Annotated in this window: 21 protein-coding genes; 5 read left to right on the forward strand and 16 right to left on the reverse strand. The window is 67.9% G+C overall.

What is annotated here, in order from left to right:
- Positions 1–160: 160 nt before the first annotated feature.
- From EZ304_RS06940 to gap, 5 genes are all read right to left on the reverse strand, one after another.
- Complete coding sequence (locus tag EZ304_RS06940) at positions 161–814, reverse strand: HAD hydrolase-like protein (RefSeq protein WP_142806643.1); 654 nt, start codon at positions 812–814, stop codon at positions 161–163.
- Positions 811–1986 (reverse strand): phosphoglycerate kinase, encoded by a 1176-nt coding sequence (locus EZ304_RS06945; RefSeq protein ID WP_099555135.1) that lies wholly within the window; start codon positions 1984–1986, stop codon positions 811–813. Before EZ304_RS06945 ends, EZ304_RS06940 begins: the two co-directional genes overlap by 4 nt.
- Before the next feature lie 566 nt (positions 1987–2552).
- Positions 2553–3929, reverse strand: a complete 1377-nt coding sequence (locus EZ304_RS06950) for a DUF3999 domain-containing protein (RefSeq protein WP_099555190.1) — start codon at positions 3927–3929, stop codon at positions 2553–2555.
- Entirely contained in the window at positions 3926–6595 is a 2670-nt protein-coding gene (locus tag EZ304_RS06955; RefSeq protein ID WP_142806644.1) for a DUF2339 domain-containing protein, read from the reverse strand. Before EZ304_RS06955 ends, EZ304_RS06950 begins: the two co-directional genes overlap by 4 nt.
- A 125-nt stretch (positions 6596–6720) precedes the next feature.
- Positions 6721–7725, reverse strand: coding sequence for a type I glyceraldehyde-3-phosphate dehydrogenase (gene gap / locus EZ304_RS06960; protein WP_005414333.1), 1005 nt, complete (start codon positions 7723–7725; stop codon positions 6721–6723).
- A gap of 192 nt (positions 7726–7917) precedes the next feature.
- Between gap and EZ304_RS06965 the strand changes: the two genes are divergently transcribed.
- The 3 genes from EZ304_RS06965 (at position 7918) to EZ304_RS06975 (ending at position 10720) form a co-directional block, all read left to right on the forward strand.
- A complete protein-coding gene (locus EZ304_RS06965; RefSeq protein ID WP_099555183.1) occupies positions 7918–8547 on the forward strand; it encodes an OmpW/AlkL family protein in 630 nt (209 codons plus the stop codon).
- A gap of 554 nt (positions 8548–9101) precedes the next feature.
- Positions 9102–9908 carry a S1/P1 nuclease gene (locus EZ304_RS06970; protein ID WP_099555181.1) on the forward strand — a complete coding sequence of 269 codons (807 nt, stop codon included), beginning with the start codon at positions 9102–9104 and terminating at the stop codon, positions 9906–9908.
- A gap of 11 nt (positions 9909–9919) precedes the next feature.
- Positions 9920–10720, forward strand: a complete 801-nt coding sequence (locus EZ304_RS06975) for an MBL fold metallo-hydrolase (RefSeq protein ID WP_142806645.1) — start codon at positions 9920–9922, stop codon at positions 10718–10720.
- 57 nt (positions 10721–10777) lie between these two features.
- Here EZ304_RS06975 and EZ304_RS06980 read toward each other — a convergent pair whose 3' ends face one another.
- Genes EZ304_RS06980 through EZ304_RS06990 form a run of 3 tightly spaced genes read right to left on the reverse strand, consistent with a single transcriptional unit; the run spans position 10778 to position 12937 of the window.
- Positions 10778–11341, reverse strand: a complete 564-nt coding sequence (locus EZ304_RS06980) for a hypothetical protein (RefSeq protein ID WP_142806646.1) — start codon at positions 11339–11341, stop codon at positions 10778–10780.
- Positions 11338–12579, reverse strand: coding sequence for a M56 family metallopeptidase (locus EZ304_RS06985; protein WP_142806647.1), 1242 nt, complete (start codon positions 12577–12579; stop codon positions 11338–11340). The genes EZ304_RS06980 and EZ304_RS06985 overlap by 4 nt, the downstream gene beginning before the upstream one ends.
- Entirely contained in the window at positions 12572–12937 is a 366-nt protein-coding gene (locus EZ304_RS06990) for a BlaI/MecI/CopY family transcriptional regulator (protein ID WP_010484077.1), read from the reverse strand. Before EZ304_RS06990 ends, EZ304_RS06985 begins: the two co-directional genes overlap by 8 nt.
- Before the next feature lie 118 nt (positions 12938–13055).
- Here EZ304_RS06990 and EZ304_RS06995 point away from each other — a divergent pair, with 118 nt between their 5' ends.
- Together EZ304_RS06995 and EZ304_RS07000 are read left to right on the forward strand one after the other, a co-directional pair.
- Positions 13056–13613, forward strand: a complete 558-nt coding sequence (locus EZ304_RS06995; RefSeq protein WP_142806648.1) for a flavin reductase family protein — start codon at positions 13056–13058, stop codon at positions 13611–13613.
- A 33-nt stretch (positions 13614–13646) separates the two neighbouring features.
- On the forward strand, positions 13647–15599 hold the full coding sequence (locus EZ304_RS07000; protein WP_142806649.1) for an acetyl-CoA hydrolase/transferase C-terminal domain-containing protein: 1953 nt from the start codon (positions 13647–13649) through the stop codon (positions 15597–15599).
- A 126-nt stretch (positions 15600–15725) separates the two neighbouring features.
- Here EZ304_RS07000 and tkt read toward each other — a convergent pair whose 3' ends face one another.
- From tkt to EZ304_RS07040, 8 genes are all read right to left on the reverse strand, one after another.
- Positions 15726–17723, reverse strand: a complete 1998-nt coding sequence (gene tkt / locus EZ304_RS07005; RefSeq protein WP_099555166.1) for a transketolase — start codon at positions 17721–17723, stop codon at positions 15726–15728.
- 215 nt (positions 17724–17938) lie between these two features.
- Positions 17939–19258: a dicarboxylate/amino acid:cation symporter gene (locus EZ304_RS07010; protein WP_099555164.1), complete on the reverse strand. Its 1320-nt coding sequence runs from the start codon at positions 19256–19258 to the stop codon at positions 17939–17941.
- A gap of 57 nt (positions 19259–19315) precedes the next feature.
- The gene (locus EZ304_RS07015) at positions 19316–21031 is read right to left on the reverse strand and encodes a BatD family protein (protein ID WP_142806650.1); all 1716 of its coding nucleotides are present in this window, start codon (positions 21029–21031) and stop codon (positions 19316–19318) included.
- A complete protein-coding gene (locus EZ304_RS07020) occupies positions 21028–22866 on the reverse strand; it encodes a VWA domain-containing protein (RefSeq protein WP_142806651.1) in 1839 nt (612 codons plus the stop codon). Before EZ304_RS07020 ends, EZ304_RS07015 begins: the two co-directional genes overlap by 4 nt.
- A complete protein-coding gene (locus EZ304_RS07025) occupies positions 22863–23867 on the reverse strand; it encodes a vWA domain-containing protein (RefSeq protein WP_099555158.1) in 1005 nt (334 codons plus the stop codon). Before EZ304_RS07025 ends, EZ304_RS07020 begins: the two co-directional genes overlap by 4 nt.
- Positions 23864–24313 carry a DUF4381 family protein gene (locus tag EZ304_RS07030; protein ID WP_142806652.1) on the reverse strand — a complete coding sequence of 150 codons (450 nt, stop codon included), beginning with the start codon at positions 24311–24313 and terminating at the stop codon, positions 23864–23866. Before EZ304_RS07030 ends, EZ304_RS07025 begins: the two co-directional genes overlap by 4 nt.
- Positions 24310–25239 carry a DUF58 domain-containing protein gene (locus EZ304_RS07035; protein ID WP_142806653.1) on the reverse strand — a complete coding sequence of 310 codons (930 nt, stop codon included), beginning with the start codon at positions 25237–25239 and terminating at the stop codon, positions 24310–24312. Before EZ304_RS07035 ends, EZ304_RS07030 begins: the two co-directional genes overlap by 4 nt.
- An 8-nt stretch (positions 25240–25247) precedes the next feature.
- Complete coding sequence (locus tag EZ304_RS07040) at positions 25248–26273, reverse strand: AAA family ATPase (protein ID WP_049432649.1); 1026 nt, start codon at positions 26271–26273, stop codon at positions 25248–25250.
- Positions 26274–26405 lie beyond the last annotated feature (132 nt).

Below are 26405 nucleotides of genomic sequence, written 5' to 3' on the forward strand. Positions count from 1 at the left end.
TGTATACGGTTACAGCCTTGTGCTGCCTGACTCCGCGGGTCATGGAACGGACATGGTCCGGACATACGCTGGCGCAGGGCCCCCGGTAGCGCCGGGCCATGCCCGGCGGGCGTTGGGCAAAGCCGCCGGGCATGGCCCGGCGCCACCGGTCAAAGGTGTGTCAGGCCAACAGCGTCGTCAGCTGTGCCGGCTCGCGTGCCAGCTGGCCCGCACCGGCTTCAGTGAGTTCCGCTTCACCACCAAAGCCCCACAGCACGCCCACGCTTCGCAGACCATGGTGGCGAGCGCCCTCGATGTCCATGCGGCGGTCGCCGACCATCCAGCACTGCACGGGCTGCACCTGCAGGCGGCGCAGCGCCTCCCCGACCAGTTCCGGCTTGTGGCTGCGCGAACCGTCCAGAGTCGAACCGACGATCTCCTCGAACAATCCACCAAAAGGCAGGTGGGCGAGGATGCGGCGCGCGTGCGGCTCGTTCTTGGCAGTGACCACCGCCAGGCGGTGGCCACGACCATGCAGCGTACGCAACGTGTCTTCAATCTGCGGGTACACCGTGTGCTCGCGCCAACCTTCGGCGTCGAAGCGCTCGCGGTAATAGCCCACCGCCTGCTCCACCCGCGCCGGTTCACCGAACAGCGGCGCGAAGGTGGTGCGCAGCGACGGACCGATCCAGCCCAGCAGCGTTTCCTGCGCCGGCACCGGATGGTCCATCTTCTGCAGCGCGTAGGCGATGCAGGCGGTGATGCCCACCTGCGAATCGATCAGCGTGCCGTCCAGGTCGAAGAACAGGACATCCTTGCCGTGGCCGGCACTCATGCGCCGCGCGCGTCGAGCGCCGCCACTGCAGGCAGGGTCTTGCCTTCCAGGAACTCCAGGAACGCGCCGCCACCGGTGGAGATGTAGCTGACGTCCTTGGCGATATCGAACTTGTCGACCGCCGCCAGAGTGTCGCCGCCGCCCGCGATGGAGAAGGCCGGCGAGCTGGCAATCGCGCGGGCCAGTGCTTCGGTGCCCTTGCTGAAGGCTTCGAACTCGAACACACCGACCGGGCCGTTCCAGACCACGGTGCCGGCCTTCTCGATCAGCTGCGCGTACTGCGCGGCGGTCTGCGGGCCGATATCCAGGATCAGATCGTCTTCGGCAACGGCATCGACCGCCTTCACTTCGGCGACGGCGTCGGGCAGGAACTGCTTGGCGGTGACCACGTCCACCGGCAGTGGAATGTCGGCGCCACGCGCCTTGGCATCGGCCACGATCTTCCTGGCGGTGTCCAGCAGATCCGGCTCGCACAGCGACTTGCCGACGTTGTAGCCAGCGGCAGCGATGAAGGTGTTGGCGATGCCGCCACCGACGATCAGCTGATCGACCTTGACGACCAGGTTGGCCAGCAGTTCCAGCTTGGTGCTGACCTTGCTGCCGGCAACAATGGCCAGCAACGGCTTGGCCGGTGCGTCCAGCGCCTGTGCCAGTGCATCCAGCTCGGCCATCAGCAGCGGGCCACCGGCAGCCACCGGGGCGAAGCGGATGACGCCGTGGGTGGAGGCCTGGGCGCGATGCGCGGTACCAAACGCATCCATCACGAACACGTCGCACAGCGCGGCGTACTTCTTCGACAGGGCCTCATCGTCCTTGCCCTCGCCGACGTTCATGCGGCAGTTTTCCAGCAGCACCAGCTGGCCCGGCTGCACGTCGACGCCGTCGATCCAGTCGCGCACCAGCGGAACCTCGCGGCCGAGCAGCTCGGACAGGCGCGCCGCCACCGGTGCGAGTGAGTCGGCTTCGGTCCACACGCCTTCCTTCGGGCGACCTAGGTGCGAGGTGACCATCACCGCCGCGCCCTGCTCCAGCGCGCGCTTGAGCGTCGGCAGCGAAGCGGTGATGCGCTGTTCGGAAGTGATGCGGCCATTCTCGATCGGCACGTTCAGATCCTGGCGGATCAGCACGCGCTTGCCGGAGAGGTCGAGGTCGGTCATGCGGACGATGGACATGGGCAACTCTTTGGCTCAGGGACGGGATGCCGGGATGCGGCAGGCGGTCATTGTATCGGGTGCGGGTGGAGGGAGGGCCGATGCCTGCGGCAGGCAGAGGCGCAGAGCAACAGCAACAGCCAAAGCGCTGGCGCCTTGTGATGCTCTGGGTGGGCCGGGGCGGTGCGGGCTGGCAGGGGACGCCGTGAATCCGTCCGTGGAGGCTTGGCAGCCGCATCCATGCGGCTGACACCCCTGCCAACCCGCACCGCCCCGGCCTCGACAGGTTCATGAGATAGAGCGGATGGCAAACGCAAGAGCAGTGTGTGGTGTCGGTTGAAGAAAGAAGGGGTGCGCGAAGCGCGCGACCCGCTTTTGCTTTTCTTTTTTTCTACGTGGGTGGACGCACACGGAAACTGTCCGTGGCCGGGCGGGTGGGTTGGCTGGGGGCGTGAGCCGCATGGATGCGGCGACCGAGCCTACAGGGACGTATTCACGGCGTCCCCCAGACAACCCACCCGCCCGGCCAAGCGCGGCTTTTGCTCGAAGAACGACCACCCACGAGGGGCTCCGCCGTTCGCCGTAAACTACGCCGAAGGCGCAGGCTTCTGCCGAAGCAGGCTGACCGCCAGGCCACCCACCACCAGCACCCCCAGCCCCAGCAGTGCCCACAGCAACCACGCCTTCCAGTCGCGCTGCGGCTGCAGTGCCACGTCTCCCGCCAGCGGCTCCGGGCTGCCTTCCAGGCGCGCCAGCGTGGGTTGCCATGACGGGTCATTGCGCTGGCGCAGCTCCTCGATCAGCACACCGATCGGCGCCTCCATCCTGCGTGCAGTGCTGCTGCCCACCGCCAGTGCATAGGGCGCCGCGCCCTGGCTCAGGAACACCAGTACTTCCGGCTGGTAGCCCAGGCGCAGGGACGGCGCAGTCGCGGTTTCGGCAGGGTTCGCGACCAACTTCCAGTAGCGGTCGCGATGCACGCCGCCCAGTGTCTGCGCAGCCGACTGCTGCCGCGGGCCCTGTGCGCCCTGCTGCAGCTGGTAAGCAATCCACGGCGCACTGCGGCGCTGCCACTCCGCACTTTCGTCGTCGCGGCTGAACAACGTCCACTGCACCAGGCTGTTGTCGGTGCTGGCCACATCCGCGCGGGCCACCGGGAAACGGCCATCCATCTCGAAGGTGTATTCGCCCTTGCCCTTCGAGGTCGGCTCCAGCGACAGCCACTCCCACGGCAGCGTCGCCGGCGCCGGCGGCAACTCGGCCAGTACGCTGCGCAGCGTCGGCAGGCGTGCATCGCCCTGCGCCAGCACGCGCAGGTAGCGGGCCTCGCCGTCCACCTGCAGGCGGCGCTGCAGCAGGCGCTTGCCAGCGCGCTGCAGGTCGACCAGCGGGATATCGCGCCCGATCGGACGCCAGTGCTGCAGGTCGTCGCTGGCATCCAGCTGCACCTGTGCCTGCAGCGGCTGGCCACTGTCGGCCCAATCCAGCACCAGGGCCGCCAATGGCTGCTGGCCGAGCACGCTGGCGTCGATCAGCCAGCCTCCCTGCCCGTTCGCCACGGCACCGCCACTCACGCGTGCCTCGACGCGACGCACGCGGCCATCGGTATCGCGCTCGGTCAGCAATTGCAGATCGTTGCGCTGTGCTTCGGCCAGCGGCGGCAGTGCGAACCAGGGCAGTTCACGCTGTACCGGCGGCTGCGCCAGCGGTTGATCGGGCGCCAGCAGTGCAGACGGCAACGATTGGCCAGCCGCGTTGAACACCTGCAGATCGCTCAGGTCCGCGGTACCGGCGCGACGGTAGATCGCCGGCTCCAGCACGACGCGATAGGCACCGGACTGCGCGCTGGACAACGTCAGCGGCCACTGTTCGGCGTACTGCGTGCGGTAATCGGCGGCCTGCGCCGCGACGGCGGCCAGCAGGCCGAACATCGCCGGCAGCATGGCCCTGCTCCACGTCTTCATTGCTTTTCCTCCACGCTCGGCGCCGCGCTGGGCGGTGCCGGTGCCAGATAACCCACGACGGTGCACAACAGGCCGTAGGCGATGAACGATGCGATTCCCAGCAGGTTGCCCAGGTGCTGGCGATCGACAATGACCAGTTTGGCCAGCACCACGCCCATCAGCACGGCACCGACCATCCACAACACGCGCTGGCCGCGGCGCGAACCCCAGACCCACGCGATCACGCCGAGCACGCTCCACAGCACGGTCAGGCTGGTCTGCGCCAGGCTGAAGCGCATCATCGATGCGTTCCACGACAGGCCGCCCCACTGATGCACGCCATGCAGCACCACGCTGGTCAACGCAACGAACGTTGCCAGTGACAGCAGTGGCATGCGGGTACCCAACAGTGCCTTCGGCGCCTGGTCGCTGTACAGCCAGCGCGCGAGCAGCAACAGGCTCAGCCACTGTCCAAGCTCGGCCGGGTTCAGCACCGGCAGCCACAGCAGCGGGGAAGCATCGCCCGGCAACAGCTGGCCCAGCAGCCAGCCGATCGACAGCAGGCCGAACAGCACGCACTGCAGCGGCGTGCGCACGCGGTCGAACGCTTCACCCAGCGGCCAGCGCAGCGCACTCCAGCGCCACAGCGACAGCGACGCCAGCAGCAGCCACGGCAATGTGACCAGCAGCAGCGTCCACCCCTGCGCCAGACCGGCCTCGCCGCCGCCCCAAAGGGCCAGCAGCGAGAGCAGCGATGGCCACAGCAGCCACCACAGGAACTGCGCGATGCGCGCCACGCTGTCACCGCCCTGGCGCAGGCACAGCAGCGTGCGCACGCCCAGTACCGCGAACACCGCCCATGCCAACGCACCGTAGCCGGCAAACGGCTGGTGGTGCGCGTCGCTCTGCATCAGCGCCAGCGGGAAGCCCAGCGCCAGCATCGCCAGCGCGGTCACGCCCAGTGCACGCGCTGGCTGGTGGCGCTGCATTTCGGCGGCCAGCCACGCGGTGACCGCAGCCAGTACCAGCAGCGCGTCCACTTCGATGCGGTACGGGAAGAAGCGGGTGATCTCGTGCACCAGGCCGCCCAGCCACCACAGCAGGCCCCACAGGTAGTAGACCAGTGCGACCTCATGGCGCGGCCGGCGCTGGTAGCTCCAGGCGGAGGCGAAACCTGCCAGCGCCAGCAGCAGCGCGCCGATGGCGGTCGGGTTGAGCAGGAAGCGGGCATCTTCAAGCCAATGATCGGCGCCGGCCACGAAGGCGAACGCGGCGCCCATCTGCAGCAACGCGCCAGACACCTGCGGCAGCCAGCGCTTCTGGCGCAGGCCCAACCAGGCCAGGCCGGCACCTTCCAGCGCGAACACCGCGCCGGTGGCGCGTGCCGACAGGGCCAGCGGCACCGCCAGCGTGGCAAAGCCCACCGCCAGCACCGCGTGCGACTGCGCCAGCACGGTGTACGACGCACGTCGGATCAACGCCCACGCCAGCACGGCGTAGATCGCGGCCAGGCCCAGCGCACACAGGGCCAGCGTCATCGGCTGCTCATGCAGCATGCCGGCCTGCAGCGAGAACGCGACCAGCGGCGTACCGAACACCAGGCTGCCATCGACCAGGTCGCGGCGGCCGGCCGGCTGCCGGCGTGCGTACAGCAGCGGGATCAGCAGGTAGAAAGCGAAGAACAACAGCAGGAACGGCTCGGTACTGCTGAATTTGTCCGGGGCGTACTGCAGCACGCCCCAGAACGTACCGATGCCGAACGTGAAGGCGAAACCCAGCAGGTTCAGCGCGCGCCACGGGCGGAACCAGGCGATGGTGAAAATGCCGGCGTTGAGGACCGCGTAGTAGCTGAACAACCCCACGTGGTTGCCGCTGCCGGTGGACAGCCACAACGGCGCCATGAAGCCGGCCAGGATGCCCAGCACCGCCAGGGTGCGCGAGTTCTGTACCACCGCCAGCACGCACAGGCCTGCCACCAGCGCGATCGAGCTGACGAAGGCAAAGCCCGGGGTGACCAGCTCGAATCGCTTGAAGGCGGCGAAGATGGTCAGCAGCAGCACGCCGATGGCACCGCCCTGCAGCGCAAGCGCGAACATGCGCCTGCGTTCGCGCTGGTGCCAGCCGAAGGCCAGCAGGCCCAGCGCGCCCACGGTGACCCCGGCCAGGCGCAGCTCGATCGGCAGCACCAGCCAGCCCTGGTCACTGACGTACTTCAGCAGCGCGGCAACACCGGCCAGCAGCACCAGCATGCCGATCTTGACCGGCACGTTGCCCTCGGTGAACCAGCGCTTGACCGCACCGATGCCGCGTTCGATCACGTTTGGCGGCGCCGGTTCGGCCGGCAGCGGTGGCGCCAACGGTACCGGCGGCGGCGTGACCGGACGGGGCGCAGGCGTCTCGGCAGGCGGGGCTTCAGGCACTGACGGCTGCGGCGGTTGTGGTGTCGCCGCCGCGACCGGCCGCAGGAACGGAGGATCGGCGCTGGCCGAAGGTGTCACCACCGGCCGAGCAGGCGCCGCTTCGGTGGCGGTGGCCACAGTGGCCGGCCGGGAGACAGGTGCAGCCGCCAGCGTGCTTTCCAGCGCGGCCACACGACGGCGCAGGCCGGCGATCATCACCAGCGCCACCACCAGCAGCAGCGGGATGGCCAGCAGGACCAGTACCACCAGGGCTATCAATGCTTCCATTGCATGCTTCCATTGCAATCCCGCGCCCCAGCGGCAGCGGTCGACCGCCCCATGCTACGACAGGGCTGGCCCCATAAACGACGAACCCCGGCCAGGCCGGGGTCCGTGTGCGATCTTCGCCAGCCTTACTTGGCGGCGATGACCTTGGCCATTTCCAGGCACTTGTTCGAGTAGCCCCACTCGTTGTCGTACCAGGTCACCAGCTTGACGAAGGTGCCGTCCAGGGCGATGCCGGCGTCGGCATCGAACACCGAAGTGCAGGTCTCGCCGCGGAAATCAGTGGCCACCACCTTGTCTTCGGTGTAGCCCAGGATGCCCTTCAGCGGGCCTTCGCTCTGTGCCTTCACTTCGGCGCAGATCTCGGCGTAGGTGGCTTCCTTTTCCAGCTCGACGGTCAGGTCGACCACCGACACGTCCGAGGTCGGGACGCGGAAGCTCATGCCGGTCAGCTTCTTGTTCAGTTCCGGAATGACCACGCCGACGGCCTTGGCCGCACCGGTGGACGACGGAATGATGTTTTCCAGGATGCCGCGGCCACCGCGCCAGTCCTTGTTGGACGGGCCATCGACGGTCTTCTGGGTGGCGGTGGCCGCATGCACGGTGGTCATCAGGCCGCGCTTGATGCCCCACTTGTCATTGATGACCTTGGCCAGCGGAGCCAGGCAGTTGGTGGTGCACGAGGCGTTGGAGATGATCGCCTGGCCGGCGTAGGTCTTGTCGTTCACGCCGTACACGAACATCGGCGTGTCGTCCTTCGACGGGGCCGACATGATGACCTTCTTGGCGCCGGCATCGATGTGCTTCTGCGCGGTTTCCTTGGTCAGGAACAGGCCAGTGGCTTCCAGCACCACGTCGGCACCGACTTCGTCCCACTTCAGGTTGGCCGGGTCGCGTTCCTGGGTCAGGCGGATCTTCTTGCCGTTGACCAGCAGGTCGTTGCCCTGCACCGCCACGTCGGCCTTGAAGCGACCGTGCACGGAGTCGTACTTGAGCATGTACGCCAGGTAGTCCGGCTCCAGCAGATCGTTGATGGCCACGATTTCGATGTCGTCGCCGAAGTTCAGCACCGCCGAGCGCAGGACGTTACGCCCGATGCGACCGAAACCGTTGATACCAACCTTGATTGCCATGTTCTCAAGCTCCTGCGGCCGCGACGGGTGCGGCGGGATGGATAGGGCCCACAAGTCTAGCAAACCGGGGCTGGCCACCGTGGGCCAGCCCCCCAGCCAGAGGGCCGGCGGACAGGATTTGATCCGGATCAAAGCGTTAGCGCGGCGTGAGGTCGAGACTGTCGCCATCCACCCAGCAATGAGATCACCCCCATGCGCAAGACCTCCCCCCTGATCGTGGCCGGCCTGGCCGCCGCCCTGTCCCTCGCCGCCGCCCCGGCCATGGCCCAGTCCAAGGGCGACTGGACCGTCTCGGCCGGCATCCACCAGGTGGCGCCGAAGTCGAACAACGGCTGGCTGGCGGGCCACACCCTGAAGGTCGACGTCGACAATGACGTCAAGCCGACCATCACCGGCGAGTACTTCATCGCCGACAACCTGGGCATTGAAGTGCTGGCCGCGCTGCCGTTCAAGCACGACATCAACATCAACGGCCTGGGCCGCGTGGGCAGCACCAAGCAGCTGCCGCCGGTGGTGACCCTGCAGTACCACTTCAACAGCAAGGGCAAGGTCTCGCCGTTCGTCGGCGCCGGCGTGAACTACACGACCTTCTTCAGCGAAGACACCACCGGTGCGCTGGCCGGCAGCAAGCTGAAGCTGCAGGACTCGTGGGGCCTGGCCGCGCATGCGGGCATCGACTTCGCGATCGGCGAGAAGGGCGCCCTGCGCGTGGACATGCGCTGGATCGACATCGACAGCAAGGTGAAGTTGAACGGCGAGAAGATCGGCACGGTCAACATCGATCCGCTGGTCTACGGCGCTTCGTACGTCTTCAAGTTCTAAGCGTGTGTTGAGCGCGGGGGCTTCGCCCCCGCTCCCCCGCTACACGCAACACCCTCGCAGCATGTTGCCCCGGTGATTGCCGGGGCTTTTTTTTGTGCGAGAAGCACCGGCTTCTGGAATTGGGCGGAGAGGGTGAGGTGATCGGGACACGCCGTAAATACGTCCCTGTAGGCTCGATCGCCGCATCCATGCGGCGAACGGTCCCGATCACCTCACCCTCTCCACCCTTCCTATCTGCGCGCGCGTGCCAGCTCAAGCAGAGGCAAGAGCAGAACCTGTACATCCGAAGCGTAAAGGTTGCCTGCAATTGCAGGATGCAGACATTGATCCTGCATTTGTTTTTGATCTTGCCTTTGACGTTTGCATCCGTCTCCGCGGCCATGTTTGGAGGGGAACGCAGTGGGAGGGGCGGCGGGACCGTTGGCGCCATGGATGGCGCCATCGAGCCTCCAGGGACGGATTCACGGCGTGTCCCGCCGCCCCTCCCACTGCGCTCCCACTTCGGAACAGGAACGCGCCGCTCTTCAATCCAACTACCCCGCTAGAATGTGTGCATGAAAGCCCTGCACTCCCTGTTCCTCGCCGCCGCCCTGGCGCCGGCCCTGCTGTCCGTCTCCGTCCCCGCCCACGCCTGGGGCGCGCAAGGCCACCGCCTTGTTGCCGAAGTCGCCGACGCCCGCCTCAACCCCACTGCCCGTGCCGAAGTGGACCGCCTGCTGGCCACCGAACCGGACGCCACCCTGGCCAGCATCGCGCCGTGGGCCGACCAGCTGCGTGCCAAGGACCCGGGCCTCGGCCGTCGTTCGGCCGGCTGGCACTACGTCAACATCGCCGAAGACAACTGCCATTACGAAGCACCGAAGCACTGCAGGAACGGCAACTGCATCGTCGAGGCCCTGAAGGCACAGAGCGCCATCCTCGGCGACCGCAGCCTGACCGACGGTGAGCGCCTGCAGGCGCTGAAGTTCGTCGTGCACCTGGTGGGCGACATCCACCAGCCGATGCATGCCGGCTATGCCCACGACAAGGGCGGCAACGATTTCCAGCTGCAGTTCGGCAACCGTGGTACGAACCTGCACTCGCTGTGGGACAGCGGCATGCTCAATACCCGCAAGCTGGACGACGCCGGCTATCTGCCACTGCTGCAGAGCCAGCGCGCGCCGAAGCTGGCGCGCCAGTCCAACCCGCAGACGTGGGCCGAGGCCAGCTGTCGCATTTCCATGCAGGCTGGCGTTTATCCGGCCTCGCGTAAGATCGGTGATGAATACACCGAGCGCTATCGGCCGCTGGCCGAAGCGCAGCTGCGACTGGCCGGTGAAAACCTGGCGCAGTTGCTGAACCGCGTGCTCGGCACGCGCTGAGGAGCGTTCCAATGTCAGTCCAGGTGCAGTCGTTCTTCCACCGTGACAGCAACACCTTCAGCTACCTGGTCAGCGACCCGGCCAGCGGCGAGGCAGCGCTGATCGACCCGGTGCTGGACTACGACCCGGATACCGACGCCAGCAGCGACGCACCGCTGCATGCCGCGTTGCAGGCTGTCGAGCAACAGGGCCTGCAGCTGCGCTGGCTGCTGGAAACCCACGCCCATGCCGACCATGTGTCGGCGGGGCGCCGGCTCAAGCAGCGCTTCCCGCAGGCCACGCTGGCCATCGGCGATGGCATCCGTGCAGTACAGGCAACGTTTGCACCGCGCTATGGCCTGCAGCTTCCTGCTGCGGATGAAATCTTCGACCACCTGTTCAGCGATGGCGAAACCTTCGCCCTTGGTGGACTGGATGGACGGGTGATCGCCGTGCCCGGCCATACCAGCGACAGCGTCGCCTACCTGATCGGCGACGCGCTGTTCACCGGCGACTCGCTGTTCATGCCCGACGGCGGCACCGCCCGCTGCGACTTCCCGGGTGGTGATGCCGCGCAACTGTATCGCTCGATCCAGCGCCTGCTGGCCCTGCCCGATGCGACCCGCGTGTTCGTCTGCCACGACTACGGTCCGGGCGGTCGTGATTTCGCCAACGAAACCACCATCGGCGAACAGCGCGCGCACAACATCCACGTACATGACGGCGTGGCCGAGGCGGAGTTCGTCAGCGTGCGCCAGGCCCGCGATGCCACGCTGGCCGAACCGGCGCTGATGCAGCCGGCGGTGAAGGCCAACATCCAGGGCGGCGCCTGATATACGCGCCGCTGTACTGGCCGGGCATGGCCCGGCGCTACCCGGCATCACGCGCGATCATTTTCCCTGCGTGCGGACCGTCTGCCGGCCCTTCACGACCTCGAAGGTGAAGGCGTACTGCAGGGTGACGGCCACCGGTTCGACCCGTTCGGCACTGCGGCAGTCGCCGCGATCAGCCGGTACCTGGCCCGGTGCGAAGTGGCAGACAGCGGCGGACGAGTACTTCCACATCGCAACCGCCTCCTGCGCGGCCTGCAGCAAGGGCGCATTCTCCGGCGACCCACCCGCACTGCATTCGCTGCGTTCGGTCAGCGGCATGCTGCGCTCAACGCTGCCCTGCGCATCCACCACCACCTGCAGGCAGACCGTGGTCGGCGGCAGCGAGGTGCGTGGATCGCGCTCGCCCACGACCGGGTCCGGTGCCGTATGCAGCTGCGGCATGCGGTAGCCTTCACTGGCGGCCAGCGTGTAGGGCTGGATCTGCCCGGCGCCTCCTCCCGCATCGGACCGCAGGCGCTGGTGACCGACATTCTCGCTGCGGGTATCGACGGTGGTCAGGCGATCCTGGGTTGCACACCCCACCAGCAGCGCCGCCATCATCAGCAGCGGCGCGGATTTCACTTCGCGTCCTCGGTGTCATCCATGGCGTAGGTGATCGGAATGCGTACAGCACCGGCCACCGGCTTGCCGTTCTTCACCGCGGGGCGATAGGTCCAGCTGCGCGCGGCGGCGATGGAGACGGCGTCGAACACCCCCGGATTGGTCGCACTGAGCACCTGCACATCGGTCGGATGGCCCTGTGCGTCCACTTCGATACGCAGATTGACCACGCCTACCTGGCGCTGCTCGAAGGCGGACTTCGGATAGGACGGTGGCGGCATCTTGTCCACCTGGATGGGACGGTCCAGCCCCGCCTTGGCCGCGTCTTCCTGCGCATGTTCGAACGGCTCGACACCGATCCGGGTGCCACCGGCCGCACCGCCCTGGCTGGCCCACGCCACCGCGCCCATGCCCACGCACAACCCGACCACCAGCACCTGCCCGGACACCCACGGCAATGCCTTCCGCTTGGACTGCTTCAACATGGCGATACGCTCCTTCAACACGGGTTGGCTGCGCCAATGGCAGACCGCTGGCGCAACCGGGTGAACCAGCTGCGCCTTCAGCAGCGTGCTGGCGTAGAGGCCGCGCAGCGCAGGCTGCGGGCCGATGGTGCGGGCATCGCAGGCCAGCTCCTGGTCGCGCAGGAAGCGGCGTGCGGCCCACGGCAACAGCGGGTGGAACCAGAACACCGCGCGGACCAGCAGCAACGCGCCGTTGGCCCAGTGATCGCCATGGCGGCGATGACTGCGCTCGTGCTGCAGGATCAGGTTCTGCTCCTGTGCGGTGAACTGCTGATCGAATGCCGGGCCGACAATGATGCGCGGCCGCCACAGGCCGACCAGCGCCGGCAGCCCGGGATCGCCGCTGGCCTGCCAGCTGCCATCGGCACGCGCACGCAGTGAGCCCATGCTGCGTTCGAAACGGCGCTGCGCACGCAGGTCGCGCAGCAGGCAGATGCCCGTGCCCAGCGCCCAGGCCAACAGCAACAGCAGGGCCCACGGCAGCGACTGCCCGGTCAGTCCATCCACCGCCCCCGGCACCACTTTCAGCGGCACTGTCGGCACGTGCTGCAACAGTGCAGCCTGTGGCAATGGCAGCAGCAAGGTCACCAGCAGCAACGGCAGCAGCCACCAGCTGCGATAGGCCAGCCCGGCGCCGCCCAGGCTCACCAGCAGCGGTCGCAGCGCCGCCAGCAGCAGCACGCCTGCCGCCAGCCACAGGCTGGCCCGCCAGAGTCCGTCGAGCAGCTCAGTCATGGTCCAGCTCCTGGATCAGCTTCTTCAGTTCGGCAATGTCCTGCGCGCTCAGCTGCCCACGCTCGCTGAAGTGCGCCACCAGTGGCGCGACGCGGCCCTCGAAGACGCGGCCGATGAAGTCCTGGCTCTGCGCCTCCACCCAGGCCTGCCGCTGCAGCAGCGGCCGATACAGGTAGCGCCGTCCATCGCGCTCGGCGGCAATCGCACCCTTGGTCAGCAGACGGTTGAGCAGGGTCTTGATGGTCGGCTCGGCCCAGTCGCGATGGGCCAGCGCGGCCACCACGTCATCGGCACTACGTGGTGCCTGCTGCCACAGCACCTCCATCACAACGGCTTCGGCTTCGCTGATCGGGGTCATGGTTTACATCCGTAATCGACAACCCGATTACGCGCGTAATCGAATTGTCTGTCAAGCCCCTCGACTCCAGGTTCATCCCGGCTGCGCCAGCATCGATTCCTCCCGCCCCAGGCCCCGGATGAAAGCGCTGCCCAAGAAGGATTTCCCGATCGAGCAGGCCCGCCGCTTCCTCGAACCCGGGCCGATCGTGCTGGTCAGCACCGCCTGGTGCGGCCAGCGCAACCTGATGACGATGGGCTGGCACATGGTGATGGGCTTCTCGCCGTCATTGGTCGCCACCTACCTGTGGGACGAGAACCACAGCCATGCACTGGCCGTCGGCAGTGGCGAGTGCGTGATCAACGTACCCGGCGTGGCGCTGCTCGATACGGTCGTGGACATCGGCAACTGCAGCGGTCGCGAGGTCGACAAGTTCGCCCGGTTCGGGCTCGACGCGCTGCCCGCACGCGAGGTCGGCGCGCCGCTGGTGGGGCAATGCCATTCGTGCTTCGAATGCCGCTTGTACGACGACAGCCAGGTGGCGTCGAACAGCCTGTTCATCTGGGAAATCGTGCGCGCACACGTGGCGCCACGACCGAAGCTGCCGCGCACGGTGCATTACCGGGGCGATGGACAGTTCATGGTGTCCGGCGCCGAAGTCTCGCGTCGACGGCGGTTCAAGCCCGACATGCTGTAATGCCAGCACTCCCCACACGCAGGACCGCCGCGCATGACCGAACACCTCACCGACCTGGACGCCGCCGTCGACTGGTTGTTTGCGCGCGTGGACGGGCCGCTGCGGATCGGGGCACCGCTGGCACTGGGCAAGCCGCATCGGCTGCTCAATGCCCTCTATGCACGCGTCGAGCACGATCCGTCGCGACCGCTGCAGCTGTATACCGCGCTGTCGCTGAACCCGCCGAAGGCGCGCGGCAACGGCCTGGAAGCGCGCTTCATGGCGCCGTTCGCGCAGCGCCACTTCGGCGATGATTTCCCGCGCCTGGCCTATGCCGATGCGATCGCGCGCGACGCGCTGCCGGCACATGTGCAGGTGGAAGAGTTCTACATGCAGTCCGGCGCCCTGCTCGGTTCGCGGCAGGCGCAATCCAGCTATACCAGCCTGAACTACACCCACGCCGCCGATGCGGTCGCGCAGCGCGCGCCGCAGGTGATCGTGCAGAAGGTGGCGATGCGACCGAACGATCGCCGGCTGTCGCTGTCGTGCAACAACGACATCACCCAGGACACGCTGGATGCGATGACCGCTCGCGGCCTGCCGCGCCCGTTGCTGATCGCCGAGATCGATCCGCAGCTGCCTTACATGGGGGGCTCGGCCACGGTCGATGTGTCGTTCTTCGATCTGGTGATCACCCCGCCGCCGCCGTATCCGGCGCTGTTCGGGCTGCCGCGGCAGCCGGTCGGCGATGCCGACTACGCCATCGGCCTGTATGCCAGCACCCTGGTACGCGATGGCGGCACCCTGCAGATCGGCATCGGTACGCTGGCCGATGCACTCAGCCATGCGCTGGTGCTGCGCCACACCGACAACGCACGCTACCGCCGCGTGCTGCATGCGCTGGATCCGCAGCTGGCCAGCCACCCGCTGGTGCAGGAGATCGGTGGCGTGGATCCGTTCGAGGTGGGCCTGTATGGCTGTAGCGAGATGCTCAACGAGGGCTTCCGGCGGCTGGTGCAGACCGGGGTGATCAAGCGCAAGGTGCATGACGACCTGGCGCTGATGCAGCGCATCGAGAACGGCAGCACGTTGTCCATCGACCACGCCACCCTGGCGGCCGAGGGCGAGTACCTGCACGGCGCGTTCTACCTGGGTTCGCCGGAATTCTACGAATGGCTGCGCACGCTGCCGGACGACGAATGCCGTGCGATCGGCATGCGCCGCATCAGCGAGATCAACCAGCTGTACGGCGGCAACGAGACGCTGGAACGCCTGCAGCGCCGGCACGCGCGCTTCTTCAACTCCTGCATGATGGCCACCGCGCTGGGCGCGGCAGTCTCGGATGCGCTGGACGACGGACGCGTGGTGTCCGGTGTGGGCGGCCAGTACAACTTCGTGGCGATGGCACATGCCCTGCCGGAAGCGCGCAGCGTGTTGATGTTCCGCGCCGCCCGCGACGACAAGGGCCAGCGCGAATCCAACGTACGCTGGAACTACGGGCACACCACCATCCCGCGCCACCTGCGCGACATCTACCTCAACGAGTACGGCATCGCCGATCTGCGTGGGCTGACCGACGAGGACTGCGTGCATGCGATGACCGCAATCACCGAGGCTCCGTTCCAGGGCGGCCTGCTGCAGCAGGCACAGGCCTCGCGCAAGCTGCTGGCGGCGTCCCAGCCCGACCCGCAGCGCCTGCAGCGGAACACCCCGCAGGCATTGGCCGCCGCACTGGCACCGTTCCGTGTCGATGGCAGCCTGCCCGACTATCCGCTGGGCAGCGACTTCAACGAGATCGAACAGGTGCTGGTGAAGGCGCTGGGTTGGCTGAAGGCCAACACGCAGACCCGTAGCGACAAGCTGAGCACGGTCTGGGCCGCGCTGCGCCAGCCGGCCGGCGACGGCGATGCGGTGTACCTGCAGCGCATGGGCCTGCAGGCGCCGAAGGATTTCGCCGAGCGCCTGGACGCGCGACTGCTGCGCCTGGCGCTGGCCCGCACCGCCTGAGAAAAGGGGACGGAGGGGATTAAGTCGTTTGTGCACAAACGACTTAATCCCCTCCGTCCCCTTTTTCTTGCGGCAAAGAAAAGGCCGGCGTGCGCCGGCCTCCCCTTCGTTACGTCGCGAAGCGGCTTACAGCGCCTTGGCAGCTTCCACCACGTGGGCGGTGGTGATGCCGAAGTGCTTGTACAGCTGGTCGGCCGGGGCCGAGGCGCCGAAGGTGTCGATACCGATCACTGCACCGTCCAGGCCAACGAACTGGCGCCAGAAACCGGTGACGCCGGCTTCCACGGCCACGCGCTTGCGCACAGCGTTCGGCAGCACCGATTCACGGTAGGCCGCATCCTGGCGCAGGAACACGTCGGTGGACGGCATCGAGACCACGCGGGTCTTGAGGCCGGCCGCGTCCAGCTGGGCCTTGGCTTCGGTGGCCAGCGAGACTTCCGAACCGGTGGCGATCAGGATCACGTCCGGGGTACCGGCAGCATCGGCCAGCACGTAACCGCCACGCTCGATCTGGGCGATCTGCTCGGCGTCGCGCGGCTGGTGCGGCAGGTTCTGGCGGCTGAACACCAGGCAGCTCGGGCCGTCCTGGCGGGTGATCGCGGCCTTCCAGCTCACTGCCGATTCAACGGCGTCGCACGGGCGCCACACGTCGTTGTTCGGGATGTAGCGCAGCGAGGCCAGGTGCTCCACCGGCTGGTGGGTCGGGCCGTCTTCGCCCAGGCCGATCGAGTCGTGGGTGTAGACGTGGATGGCGTGGGCCGGGATCAGCGCGCTCATGCGCACGCCGTTGCGGGCGTAATCGCTGAACACCAGGAAGGTGGCATCGAACGGAATGAAGCCACCGTGCAGGGCCAGGCCATTGGCGATCGCGGTCATGCCGAACTCGCGCACGCCGTAATACACATAGTTGGCGTTGGCGTCGTCGCTGGCGACCGACTTGCTGCCCTTCCACAGGGTCAGGTTGGAGTGCGCCAGGTCGGCCGAGCCACCGACGATTTCCGGCAGCAGCGGGGCGTAGGCTTCGATGGCCAGCTGCGAGGCCTTGCGCGAGGCGATCGTCGGGCCTTCAGCGGCCACCTGGGCGATGTAGGCATCGGCCTTGGCAACGAAGTCGGCCGGCAGTTCGCCGTGCGAGCGGCGGGTCAGTTCGGCGGCTTCGCCCGGGTACTGGCTGGCGTACTTGTCGAACAGCTGTTCCCACTCGGCCTGGCGCAGCGTGCCGGCGCCATTGGCGCGCCAGCCGTCGTAGATCGCCTGCGGGATCTCGAACGGACCGTATTCCCAGCCCAGCTGCTTGCGGGTGGCTTCCAGTTCGTCCTTGCCCAGCGGGGCGCCGTGGCTGGATTCCTTGCCCGCCTTGTTCGGCGAACCAAAACCAATGGTGGTGCGGCAGCAGATCAGGGTCGGCTTGTCGCTCTGCGACAGCGCGGCCTCGATGCCGGCCTTGATGCTTTCCGGGTCGTGGCCATCGACGTCACGGACCACGTTCCAGCCATAGGCCTCGAAACGCTCCGGGGTGTTGTCGGTGAACCAGCCCTCGACGTTGCCGTCGATGGAGATGTGGTTGTTGTCCCAGAAGCAGACCAGCTTGTGCAGGCCCCAGGTGCCGGCCAGCGACGCGGCTTCATGCGAGACGCCTTCCATCAGGCAGCCATCACCCATGAACACCCAGGTGCGGTGGTCGACCACTTCCAGTTCCGGGCGGTTGAAGCGCTGTGCCAGCAGCTTCTCGGCCAGGGCGAAGCCCACGGCATTGGCGAAACCCTGGCCCAGCGGGCCGGTGGTGGTTTCCACGCCCGGGGTCTCGTGGCGTTCCGGGTGGCCAGCGGTGTGGCTGCCCAGCTGGCGGAACAGCTTCAGCTGTTCGATCGGCAGGTCGTAACCGCTCAGGTGCAGCAGCGCGTACTGCAGCATCGAACCGTGGCCGTTGGACAGCACGAAACGGTCGCGGTTGAACCAGTGCGGATTGCTCGGGTTATGGCGGAGATAGTCGTTCCAGAGGACTTCGGCAATGTCGGCCATGCCCATGGGCATGCCGGGGTGGCCGGACTTTGCGGTTTCAACCGCATCGGCGGCAAGGAAGCGGATGGCGTTGGCCAACTGGCGACGGGTAGGCTGCGTCATGGTTCTGTCGGAATCGGGAGGCGGCCGCGGACGTGCGGGCGGCCTATTGTCCCATAGTCGCCGGGCCGGGGGTCGGTACATCGTGCCCGGTCGTGCCGGCCGCTGGCCGGCAGCGTCGTGATCTCCGCCGGATTCCGCATGTGAAACGGGGTCGGAGCCCTTTCACTGCGGAAAGGAATCCGACCCCGATCAGGTCGCCAGCGGTGGCGTTGGACTCAGTCCTGGTGCGGGGTCAGCGCCGGGCCGTCGTGGGACTCGCCCTTGGCCACCAGGGTGGTCAGGGCCAGGTCGCCGGTCACGTTCAGCGCGGTACGGCACATGTCCAGGAAGTGGTTCACGCCCAGGATCAGGCCGATGCCCAGCGGGTTCACGCCGACCATCGCACAGATCATCGCCACCACCGGCAGCGAGCCCGACGGCACGCCGGCGGTACCGATGCCACCGAGGATGCAGACCGCCATCACCATGATCTGCTGGCCGATGCTCAGGTCCACGCCGAAGAACTGGGCCAGGAAGATCACCGTCACGCCCTCGAACAGCGCGGTGCCGTTCTGGTTGGCGGTGGCGCCCACGGTCAGCACGAAGCGCGACACGCGCTGCGGTAGGCCCATCTGGTCGGCCACGCGCAGCGCGGTCGGCAGGGTGGCGTTGCTGGAGGCGGTGGAGAACGCCATCACCGTCGCTTCCTGGGTATCGCGGAAGAACGACAGCGGCGAACGGCCGGACAGCCACACGGCGGTACCGTAGGTCACGACCATGTGCAGGCCCAGTGCCAGCACCACCACGCCTACGTAGGCACCCAGGCGGATGATCAGCTCGAAGCCGAACAGTGCCGCCAGGTTGAACATGAAGCAGGCCACCGCATACGGGGCCAGGCGGATGACCAGGTTGATCAGGGTCATCGAGATTTCGAACACGCCCTCGATGGCGCGGCGCAGCGGGGCCACCTTCTCGTTGTCGGTCAGCACCATGCCGATGCCGAACATCAGCGCGAAGAACATCAGCGACAGGATCGCGCCATTGTCAGACGCGGCCTGCAGCACGTTGCTCGGCACGATCGACAGCAGCATGTCCATGCCCTTCGGCGTGCCGTGGATGCCAGCAACGATTTCCTTGCTGCGCTCGGCGTTCTCCGACAGCATCATCGCGGCGACCTGCGGATCCACGCCGGCGCCCGGCTTGAGCAGGTTGACCAGCACCAGGCCGATGCCCACGGCAATGCCGGACAGCAGCACGGTATACGCCAGGGTCTTCCAGCCGATGCGCCCGAGGGCGCGGATGTCGCCCATTTCCGACACGCCCATGATCAGCGCCGAGAAGATCAGCGGCACGATCAGCATGAAGATCAGGTTGAGGAACAGGCCCGACGCCGGGGTGGTGACGTAGTCCATTACCCACTTGGCACCGGCCTGCAGACCATCGACGCTGCCACCCAGGGCGTGCACGATCAGTCCCAGGACCAGGCCGATCGCAAAGCCGATGCCCATCTTCCAATGCAGGGGCAACTTCTTCTTGTCGGCAGCAGCTGCTGTCATACGCGGGTTTCCTCGAAAAATGAATGCACTCTAACAAAGCGCGCAAGCGGCGCCGGTTCAGGTTCGCCGCGGCGGATACAGCGGCGCCAGGCCAGTGTCAGCGGTGATCGCCGTCGCCGACCAGTGCGGTCCGTCACGGAAGACCTCGCGCAGGCGCGTGCGCAGCGGCGCCAGATCACCCTGGCCGCCCCATCGGGCCTGCTGCAGATCCTGCAGCACCTGGCGCTGGGTCGGGTCATCCAACCGTGCAATGACCTGCTCGATGCGTTCGACGCCGGCCATCGCGCACAGCTGCGCCTCCACCTGCTCGAACCCTTCGCCATCCAGCGTGCGGCGCAGTTCGGCCAAACCGGCACGTCCGCTCGCCACGGTCGGCACAGCACCCCTGCCCACCTCAGGCGCCGCCACGCGCGGGCGACGGCCACGCTGCCAGCCCCACAACAGGGTCAACAGCCACAGCAGCGCCAGGCCGATGGTCGCGCCCATCCACGGCCACGGACGTTCGGCCAGGCCACCGGCGCGCGGATCGGTCGCGGCGATGCGGCTGTCCTTTCCATCGCTGCCGGGCAGCGCGGCGTCGGTGTCGATTGGCGGCAGCGGTGCCGGCGAGCCGTTGCCAGCGCCATTGCCCGCCGCAACCGTCAGCGTCAGGTCCGGCAGCTTCGCTTCCTCTGCCTTGCCATTGCGCACGTCCCACCACGGCAGGCGCGGCCCCGGCACCACCAGCGAACCCGGCTGGCGCGGCACGATCGAATAGCGGCGGGTGATCTTCAGCCGCGGCGTGCTGCCATTGAACGATTCTTCGTACTGCGCAGGTTCGGCGAATACCTGCGCATGGGTGCCCAGGTCCGGCACCGGCAGGTCGGTGAACTGTGCGCGGGTTGCCCCTTCGGCAATCGCCTCGACCACCACATTGGCGGCCTCACCGGTACGGGCGCTGGTCGGCGCACTGGTGTAGCGCAGCAGAAGGCTCTGCAGCGGAAGCCATGGCTGCGGCGCCTGTGCCGGTTGTGCCTGCACCTGCAGCGTGCGATCGGCACCGGTGGCATTCATGCGGCCATCCCCACCACCGAAGAAATCATCGAAGAAGCCACCGGCGCTGCGCCCGTTGAAGCGCGCACCTGCGAGGCGCAGGGCGCCGCTGCGCTCCGGGATCAGCAGGAAGCGGCGCTCGACCACGTTGTAACGGCGGCCGTTGACCTGGCGAACATCGGTGCGGTCATCGCCTACACGCTGCAGCGACGCCCCGGCAGGTGTATCCAGCACCAGCTCGCCGGACGCCAGCTGCGAGGCGAAATACAGCCGCACCACCACGCCTACGCTCTGCTGCACGTACGGCGTCTCGTCATCGACAACGGTTTCGATGAAGGCCATTGCATTGCTGTCGGGGCCGGCCACGGCGGCGGCATCCACCTGCAGGGTCAGCGGCGCGGTACGGACGCTGCCCACCTGCAGGCCCGGCACCACCAGTGCACCGCTACGCCGTGGCGTGAGTGCCACGCCATACAGATTGCGCTGCTGCATGCTGCCGTTGCTCCACTCCACCTGGCGGCTGCTGGTCTGCCCGCTGAGGTCGAAGTCGGTGCGCAACGGTGTGAAGTCAGGGGCGCCCTGGTCGCTCTCGACATTGAGCATGACCGTGTCACCCATCGCGATGCGGTCGCGGTCCAGCCACGCGCGCGGCTGCGCCCAGGCCAGCAGCGGCAGCCACAGCAGCAGCGCCGCCAGTACCTGTCGGGGCCAGTGCCCGTGCATGTTGATCGCCCGCGTCATCGCCCTTCCCTCTTCCTGCGTTCGTTTTCCAGCTGGAACTTGGCCCGCAGCAATGCACCCGGATCATCCGGCACGCGCCGCATCCACGCCTCCACCGCCTGTTGCTCCTCGCGTTGGCGCGGAGTGGTGCCGTCGCTACCTGGCACGGGTTTGCCATCCTGTTCGCCCTTGCCCTGGCGTGCCTGCTGCATTGCCTGCTGCATGCGCTGGCGCTGCTGCTCATCAGCCTGGGCCTGCGCCTTGGCATCCTCCACCTGTGGTGGCGCCTGCTGTCCATCGCGGCCGCGCTCGCCGGACTGAGGCGTCGACTGCGCGTTGTCGTCACCCGCCCTGGGCTGGCCCTGCTGGCCCTGCTGCGGTTGGCCCTGCCCCGGATCCTTCTGGCCCTGCTGCGGTTGCTGGCCCTGCGGGTTCTGCTGGCCCTGTGAATTGTTCTGCTGCTTCTGCTGCCCGTTCTGCCGCGGCTTCTGCTGGTCCTGCCCCTGCCCCCCCGACTGCCTGCGCTTGCGCGCGGCATCGACCACCGCGCGGTTGGCCACCGCATCGGGCATGCCGGGATGCAACGCCAACGCGCGGTCGTAGGCGGCGATGGCCTCATCATAGCTGCCCTGGCGCGCCAGCGTGTTGGCCAGGTTGTACCAACCGGCATCACTGTCGATGCCCTCGAACTGCTTGCGCGCAGTGGCGAAGTCGCCCTTGCGATAGGCCTGCACGCCGTCGTCCAGGCGCTGGTGCTGCAGCTGGTCGGCCCGCTTCCACAGGGTGCCCTGCAGCGGCGGCGAAGCGGGCGCGGCAGGTGCCTGCGCCTGCACATCACTCATCCACGGCAACAGGCCCACCGCCAGCACCGTTGCCAGCACTGCGCGGCGGCGGAAGGCAAGCAGCGCCAGCAGCATCAGCGGCGGCAACAGCCAGAAGCCCTCGTCACGCCATTGCTTGCCTTCGCCCGGCCGTTGCGCGGCCGCACCCTCGCGTGCATCGAGCACGCCCAGCGCACGCAGGTCACTGTCATCGGCGGCAATGCGCGCATAGCGACCGCCACCTGCCGTGGCAACGGCACGCAGGCTACCCTCATCCAGTGCGGCCTTGCGGATCTGCCCACTGCCGTCACGGTACGCCGCACCCGCCGATGTGCCGAGCCCCAGCACCGACACCTGCAGGCCGAGACCACGTGCCTGCGCGGCCGCCAACGCAGCTTCACCATCAGCTTGATCGGTGACCAGCAGGATCTGTCCCTGCGGTGCAGCGATCTGCCGCATCAGCCGCGTGGCCCAGTCGATGCCACGGTCGGCACGCTGGCCATCACGCGGCATCACATCCGGCGACAAGGCATCCAGATACAGCGCGACGTTGCTGCCGTCATCGGTCAGCGGCGCCACGGTGTAGGCATCTTCTGCGTACACCACCAGACCGACCTGCCCGCCCTTGCGTGCGCGCAGGAGCTCGCCGACCTTGGCCCGTGCCTGCAGCAGGCGCGACGGCGGCAGGTCGGTGGCAGTGATGCGGCTGGACAGATCCAGCACGACCAGCAGCGGTGCGCTGGGCTGGAACATCGGTTGTGCCTGCTGCCGCCAGCTCGGTCCGGCCATTGCCAGTGATGCGAGCGTCCAGCCCAGCAGCACCGCCAATGGCAGACGCATGCGACGGCGCGTACCAGCCGCCAGCAGATGCGGCAACAGATGTGCATCCACCGCCTGCCGCCATGCATCGCTGCGCCGCTGCCGGTACAGCGCCACGGCGAGAATCACCGGCAGCGCCAGCAATGCCCACAACCATTCGGGGCGCAGGAAGTGCAGCGCGCTCCAGTCCGGAAGATGGGAAGCGAACGCGATCATCGACGACGCTCCGGCCACACCCAGGCCAATGCGCCCAGCAGCAACGCCAGGCCCAGCGGCCATGCATAGCGTTCCTCGCGCGGGCGCAGGCTCGGTCCCTTCGCGGCGATCGGCTCCAGCCGATCCAGTTCGGCGTAGATGCCGGCCAGCTGCGCGGTATCGCGTGCGCGGAAGAACTGGCCACCAGTCAGGCTGGCAATCTTCTTCAACGTGGCCTCGTCGACCGGGTCCTGGTCAGCGGAAATCGGAATGCCGAGGAAGCGCATGCTGCCATCGCCACCAAACGCGACGGTGTGGATGCGCACCCCTTCGGCCTGCGCGACTTCGGCCGCACGCAGCGGTTCGAGCACGCCGGCATTGCTGACGCCGTCGGTGAGCAGGATCAGTACACGCTGCCCTTCGGGCTGGCTGCGCAGGCGCTTCACCGCCAGGCCAATGGCATCACCGATGGCCGTCTCGCGACCGGCCAGGCCGACCACGCTGTCGCGCAGCTGGTCGCGCACGCTGGCCAGGTCCGCAGTGAGCGGCGTGAGCGTATAGGCGCGGTCGCCAAAGATCAGCAGGCCGATGCGATCACCGGCGCGACGATCCAGGAAATCGGCCAGCACGGCCTTGGCCGCGGTGAGGCGATCCACTGCCTGCCCGCCCAGTACCATGTCGCCCTCGCCCATGCTGCCGGATACATCCATCGCCAGCATCATCTGCCGCCCCTGCTGCGGCGGCGTGATGGCCTCACCCAGCTGCTGCGGGCGCGCGAGCGCAATGCACAGTGCGCACCAGCCCAGCCACAGCAGCAGCGTGCGCAGCCACGACACATCGACACGGCCACCACCGGACAGCGCTTCCAGTTCACTCGCCGCGTACGGCACGCGCAGTGCCGCACCCGGGTCGGCGCGGCGCTTCCACCAGCGCATCAGCAACGGCAACGGCAGCGCCAGCAGGGCCAGCGGCCACGCCAGCTGCAGGTCCGGCCACGGCCAGTAACTTGCCAGCAGGCTCATCGGCGCCGCTCCAGCAGCATGGCCAGGTAGCGCTCGCGGGCCCAGCTGCGCACGGCCGCCACTTCGCTGGCGTCCACGCGGGGACGATAGGCACCTTCGGCCAACAGGCTGCGGCGCGCGTCGGGCAGCGTGCCCTTCGGATCCACGCGCTGCCACCAGGCATCGTCGTGCAGGGATTCACTGCCCGGCTGTGCCTGACGCGCAGCGCGACGCAGCAGGCCGGCGATCACCGCCAGTTCCGCGGTGCCATCGGTGGTGGTGGCCAGCTCCTGGTCGAACGCCTGCAACCAGCGTTGGCGACGGCGGCGGCGTTTCCACCACAGCAGGGCCAGCGCCAGGATCACCAGCAGCACTGCGCCGCCGATCATCAGGTAGCCGGGGGCCGGCGGCCACCACGATGGCGCCGGCGGCAGCTGCACATCGCGCAGCGGCAGGTTGGCGCTCATGCCGGCACCTCGGTCACCGACGGTGCCAACCAGGCGTCGCTGGGCACATCGGTGGACAACACCTGCACGTCAACGCGGCGTGCGCCAAGCTGGCGGCGCAGCTCCTGCAGCGGTTCGACGAAGTGCGCGTGCCAGTGCGACTGCACTTCGCTGCGACGCAGATCAAGGCCAATGCGCTGCTGCGCGGCCTGGAACTGCAGGGCAGCCGAGGGCGGTTGCAGCTCGAGGGGATCGACCAGCAACACCAGGCTGAGGTCATGGTGCTGGGCCAGCGCGCTCCAGCGTACGACGGGAATCTGGGCGGCCTGCTGCGGATCGGCCAGCACCAGCATGCGCGCCCCGGGGCGCAGCACGCGGGCGGCATGGTCCAGCGCGCGTTCCAGGCCAAGATCGTCGGCGGGCGGCTGCGCGTACCAGCGGGTGAGTGCGTCGAGCACGCGCAGTACGCCACGCGGGCCACCCGCAGGTGCAATCGGCGCTTCGCGGTCGCTGCCACGCAGGGCACCCACGCGATCACCGCGACGCTGCGCCGACCACGCAGCGACGGCGCCCGCGCGGGCCGCCTGCACCGACTTGAATCGGACGCGGGTGCCGAAGTACAGCGCTGGCGAAGTATCGGCCACGATCAGGCTGACCCGCTCGCGTTCGGCCTGGAAAAGCTTGGTATGGGCACGCCCGGTCCGCGCGGTCACCCGCCAGTCGATATGCCGGGCATCATCACCGGCCACGTACTCGCGTGACTCGGCGTACTCCATGCCACGGCCACGCAGCGGCGACGGCGCCTGCCCGGCATTGCCGGCGCGGCCACGGCGCGGCGGCGGCGGCCGCTGTGCCAGCCGGCGCAGGGCCACCAGTTCGGACAGGTGCGGGCGCAGTCCGTCGCCATCACTGACGGTGGATGCGGCTTCCAGGGATGGATCGGTCATGCGCAGGCTCAGGGTGCCGGCACCCGGGCCAGCAGCTCCTGCACCAGGCGCTCGCCATCCCAGCCTTCGGCGGTGGCTTCGTAGCTGGGCAGCACGCGATGGCGCAGCACGTCGGCGGCGACCGCACGCACATCGTCGGGGGTAACGAAGTCGCGGCCGGCCAACCAGGCGCGTGCACGTGCGCAGCGTTCCAACGCAATGGAGCCACGCGGGCTTGCGCCCCAGGCGATGCGGCGCCCGAGGCCGGCGTCATAGCGCGACGGATCACGCGAGGCCAGCACAAGTTCGACCAGATAGCGTTCCAATGCCGGTGCCATATGCAGGTCCAGCACTTCGCGGCGGGCGTCGAACACATCCTGCATCGGCAGCTTCTCGGGTGCCGGTGCCGCCTCGCCCAGTGCGCCACGGGCACGCTCGCGGGCGAGCCGCAGGATCTCCGATTCGGCCGCCTGGTCCGGGTAGCCGATGCGTACGTGCATCAGGAAACGGTCCAGCTGCGCTTCCGGCAGCGGGAAGGTACCTTCCTGCTCGATCGGGTTCTGCGTGGCCATCACCAGGAACAGCGGCGGCAAAGCGTAGGTGTGGCGGCCAACGGTGACCTGGCGCTCGCCCATCGCTTCCAGCAGCGCCGACTGCACCTTGGCCGGCGCACGGTTGATTTCATCGGCCAGCAGGATCGGATGGAAGATCGGGCCGGGCACGAATTCGAAGCGGCCTTCCTGCGGGCGCCAGATCTCGGTACCGGTCAGGTCGGCCGGCAGCAGGTCGGGGGTGAACTGCACGCGGGCGAAATCCGCCTCCAGGCGCGAGGCCAGCGCGCGGATGGCCGTGGTCTTGGCCAGGCCCGGGGCGCCCTCCACCAGCAGGTGCCCGTCGGCCAGCAACGCGATCAACAGGCGTTCGACCAAGGCCGCCTGGCCGACGATTTCGGCCGACAGTGCGTCGCGCAGCTGGTTGAAGGCGCCATGCAGGCGGGAGGTGGCCGGCGCGGGCGGCGGCGAGACGGTTTCGGGCATCGGCGGTGGCAGGTTCATGGGGGCCTTTGACCGGCGCGGGACGGCACGGGTTCCCGACATCATCGCAGGGTGCCTTGCGATTGGCATCAAGAACGGCTGAACGGGCATCTCATCCACGCATGGCGCGGATCTACCGGATCATTCGCGGAT

This window comes from Stenotrophomonas maltophilia, from assembly GCF_006974125.1.
In the GTDB taxonomy this organism is placed as follows: Bacteria; Pseudomonadota; Gammaproteobacteria; order Xanthomonadales; family Xanthomonadaceae; genus Stenotrophomonas; species Stenotrophomonas maltophilia_O.

Bases quoted from the DNA above. Each gene is read 5' to 3' on its own strand.
- EZ304_RS06975 (WP_142806645.1), top strand. From the start codon at position 9,920: ATGTCAGTCCAGGTGCAGTCGTTCTTCCACCGTGACAGCAACACCTTC.
- EZ304_RS06940 (WP_142806643.1), bottom strand. From the start codon at position 814: ATGAGTGCCGGCCACGGCAAGGATGTCCTGTTCTTCGACCTGGACGGC.
- EZ304_RS06990 (WP_010484077.1), bottom strand. From the start codon at position 12,937: ATGACCCCGATCAGCGAAGCCGAAGCCGTTGTGATGGAGGTGCTGTGG.
- EZ304_RS06950 (WP_099555190.1), bottom strand. From the start codon at position 3,929: ATGAAGACGTGGAGCAGGGCCATGCTGCCGGCGATGTTCGGCCTGCTG.
- EZ304_RS06995 (WP_142806648.1), top strand. From the start codon at position 13,056: ATGAAAGCGCTGCCCAAGAAGGATTTCCCGATCGAGCAGGCCCGCCGC.
- EZ304_RS07020 (WP_142806651.1), bottom strand. From the start codon at position 22,866: ATGATCGCGTTCGCTTCCCATCTTCCGGACTGGAGCGCGCTGCACTTC.
- EZ304_RS06965 (WP_099555183.1), top strand. From the start codon at position 7,918: ATGCGCAAGACCTCCCCCCTGATCGTGGCCGGCCTGGCCGCCGCCCTG.
- EZ304_RS07010 (WP_099555164.1), bottom strand. From the start codon at position 19,258: ATGACAGCAGCTGCTGCCGACAAGAAGAAGTTGCCCCTGCATTGGAAG.
- gap (WP_005414333.1), bottom strand. From the start codon at position 7,725: ATGGCAATCAAGGTTGGTATCAACGGTTTCGGTCGCATCGGGCGTAAC.
- EZ304_RS07015 (WP_142806650.1), bottom strand. From the start codon at position 21,031: ATGACGCGGGCGATCAACATGCACGGGCACTGGCCCCGACAGGTACTG.
- EZ304_RS06945 (WP_099555135.1), bottom strand. From the start codon at position 1,986: ATGTCCATCGTCCGCATGACCGACCTCGACCTCTCCGGCAAGCGCGTG.
- EZ304_RS06955 (WP_142806644.1), bottom strand. From the start codon at position 6,595: ATGGAAGCATTGATAGCCCTGGTGGTACTGGTCCTGCTGGCCATCCCG.
- EZ304_RS07030 (WP_142806652.1), bottom strand. From the start codon at position 24,313: ATGAGCGCCAACCTGCCGCTGCGCGATGTGCAGCTGCCGCCGGCGCCA.
- EZ304_RS06970 (WP_099555181.1), top strand. From the start codon at position 9,102: ATGAAAGCCCTGCACTCCCTGTTCCTCGCCGCCGCCCTGGCGCCGGCC.
- EZ304_RS07035 (WP_142806653.1), bottom strand. From the start codon at position 25,239: ATGACCGATCCATCCCTGGAAGCCGCATCCACCGTCAGTGATGGCGAC.
- EZ304_RS07025 (WP_099555158.1), bottom strand. From the start codon at position 23,867: ATGAGCCTGCTGGCAAGTTACTGGCCGTGGCCGGACCTGCAGCTGGCG.
- EZ304_RS07000 (WP_142806649.1), top strand. From the start codon at position 13,647: ATGACCGAACACCTCACCGACCTGGACGCCGCCGTCGACTGGTTGTTT.
- EZ304_RS07040 (WP_049432649.1), bottom strand. From the start codon at position 26,273: ATGAACCTGCCACCGCCGATGCCCGAAACCGTCTCGCCGCCGCCCGCG.
- EZ304_RS06985 (WP_142806647.1), bottom strand. From the start codon at position 12,579: ATGACTGAGCTGCTCGACGGACTCTGGCGGGCCAGCCTGTGGCTGGCG.
- tkt (WP_099555166.1), bottom strand. From the start codon at position 17,723: ATGACGCAGCCTACCCGTCGCCAGTTGGCCAACGCCATCCGCTTCCTT.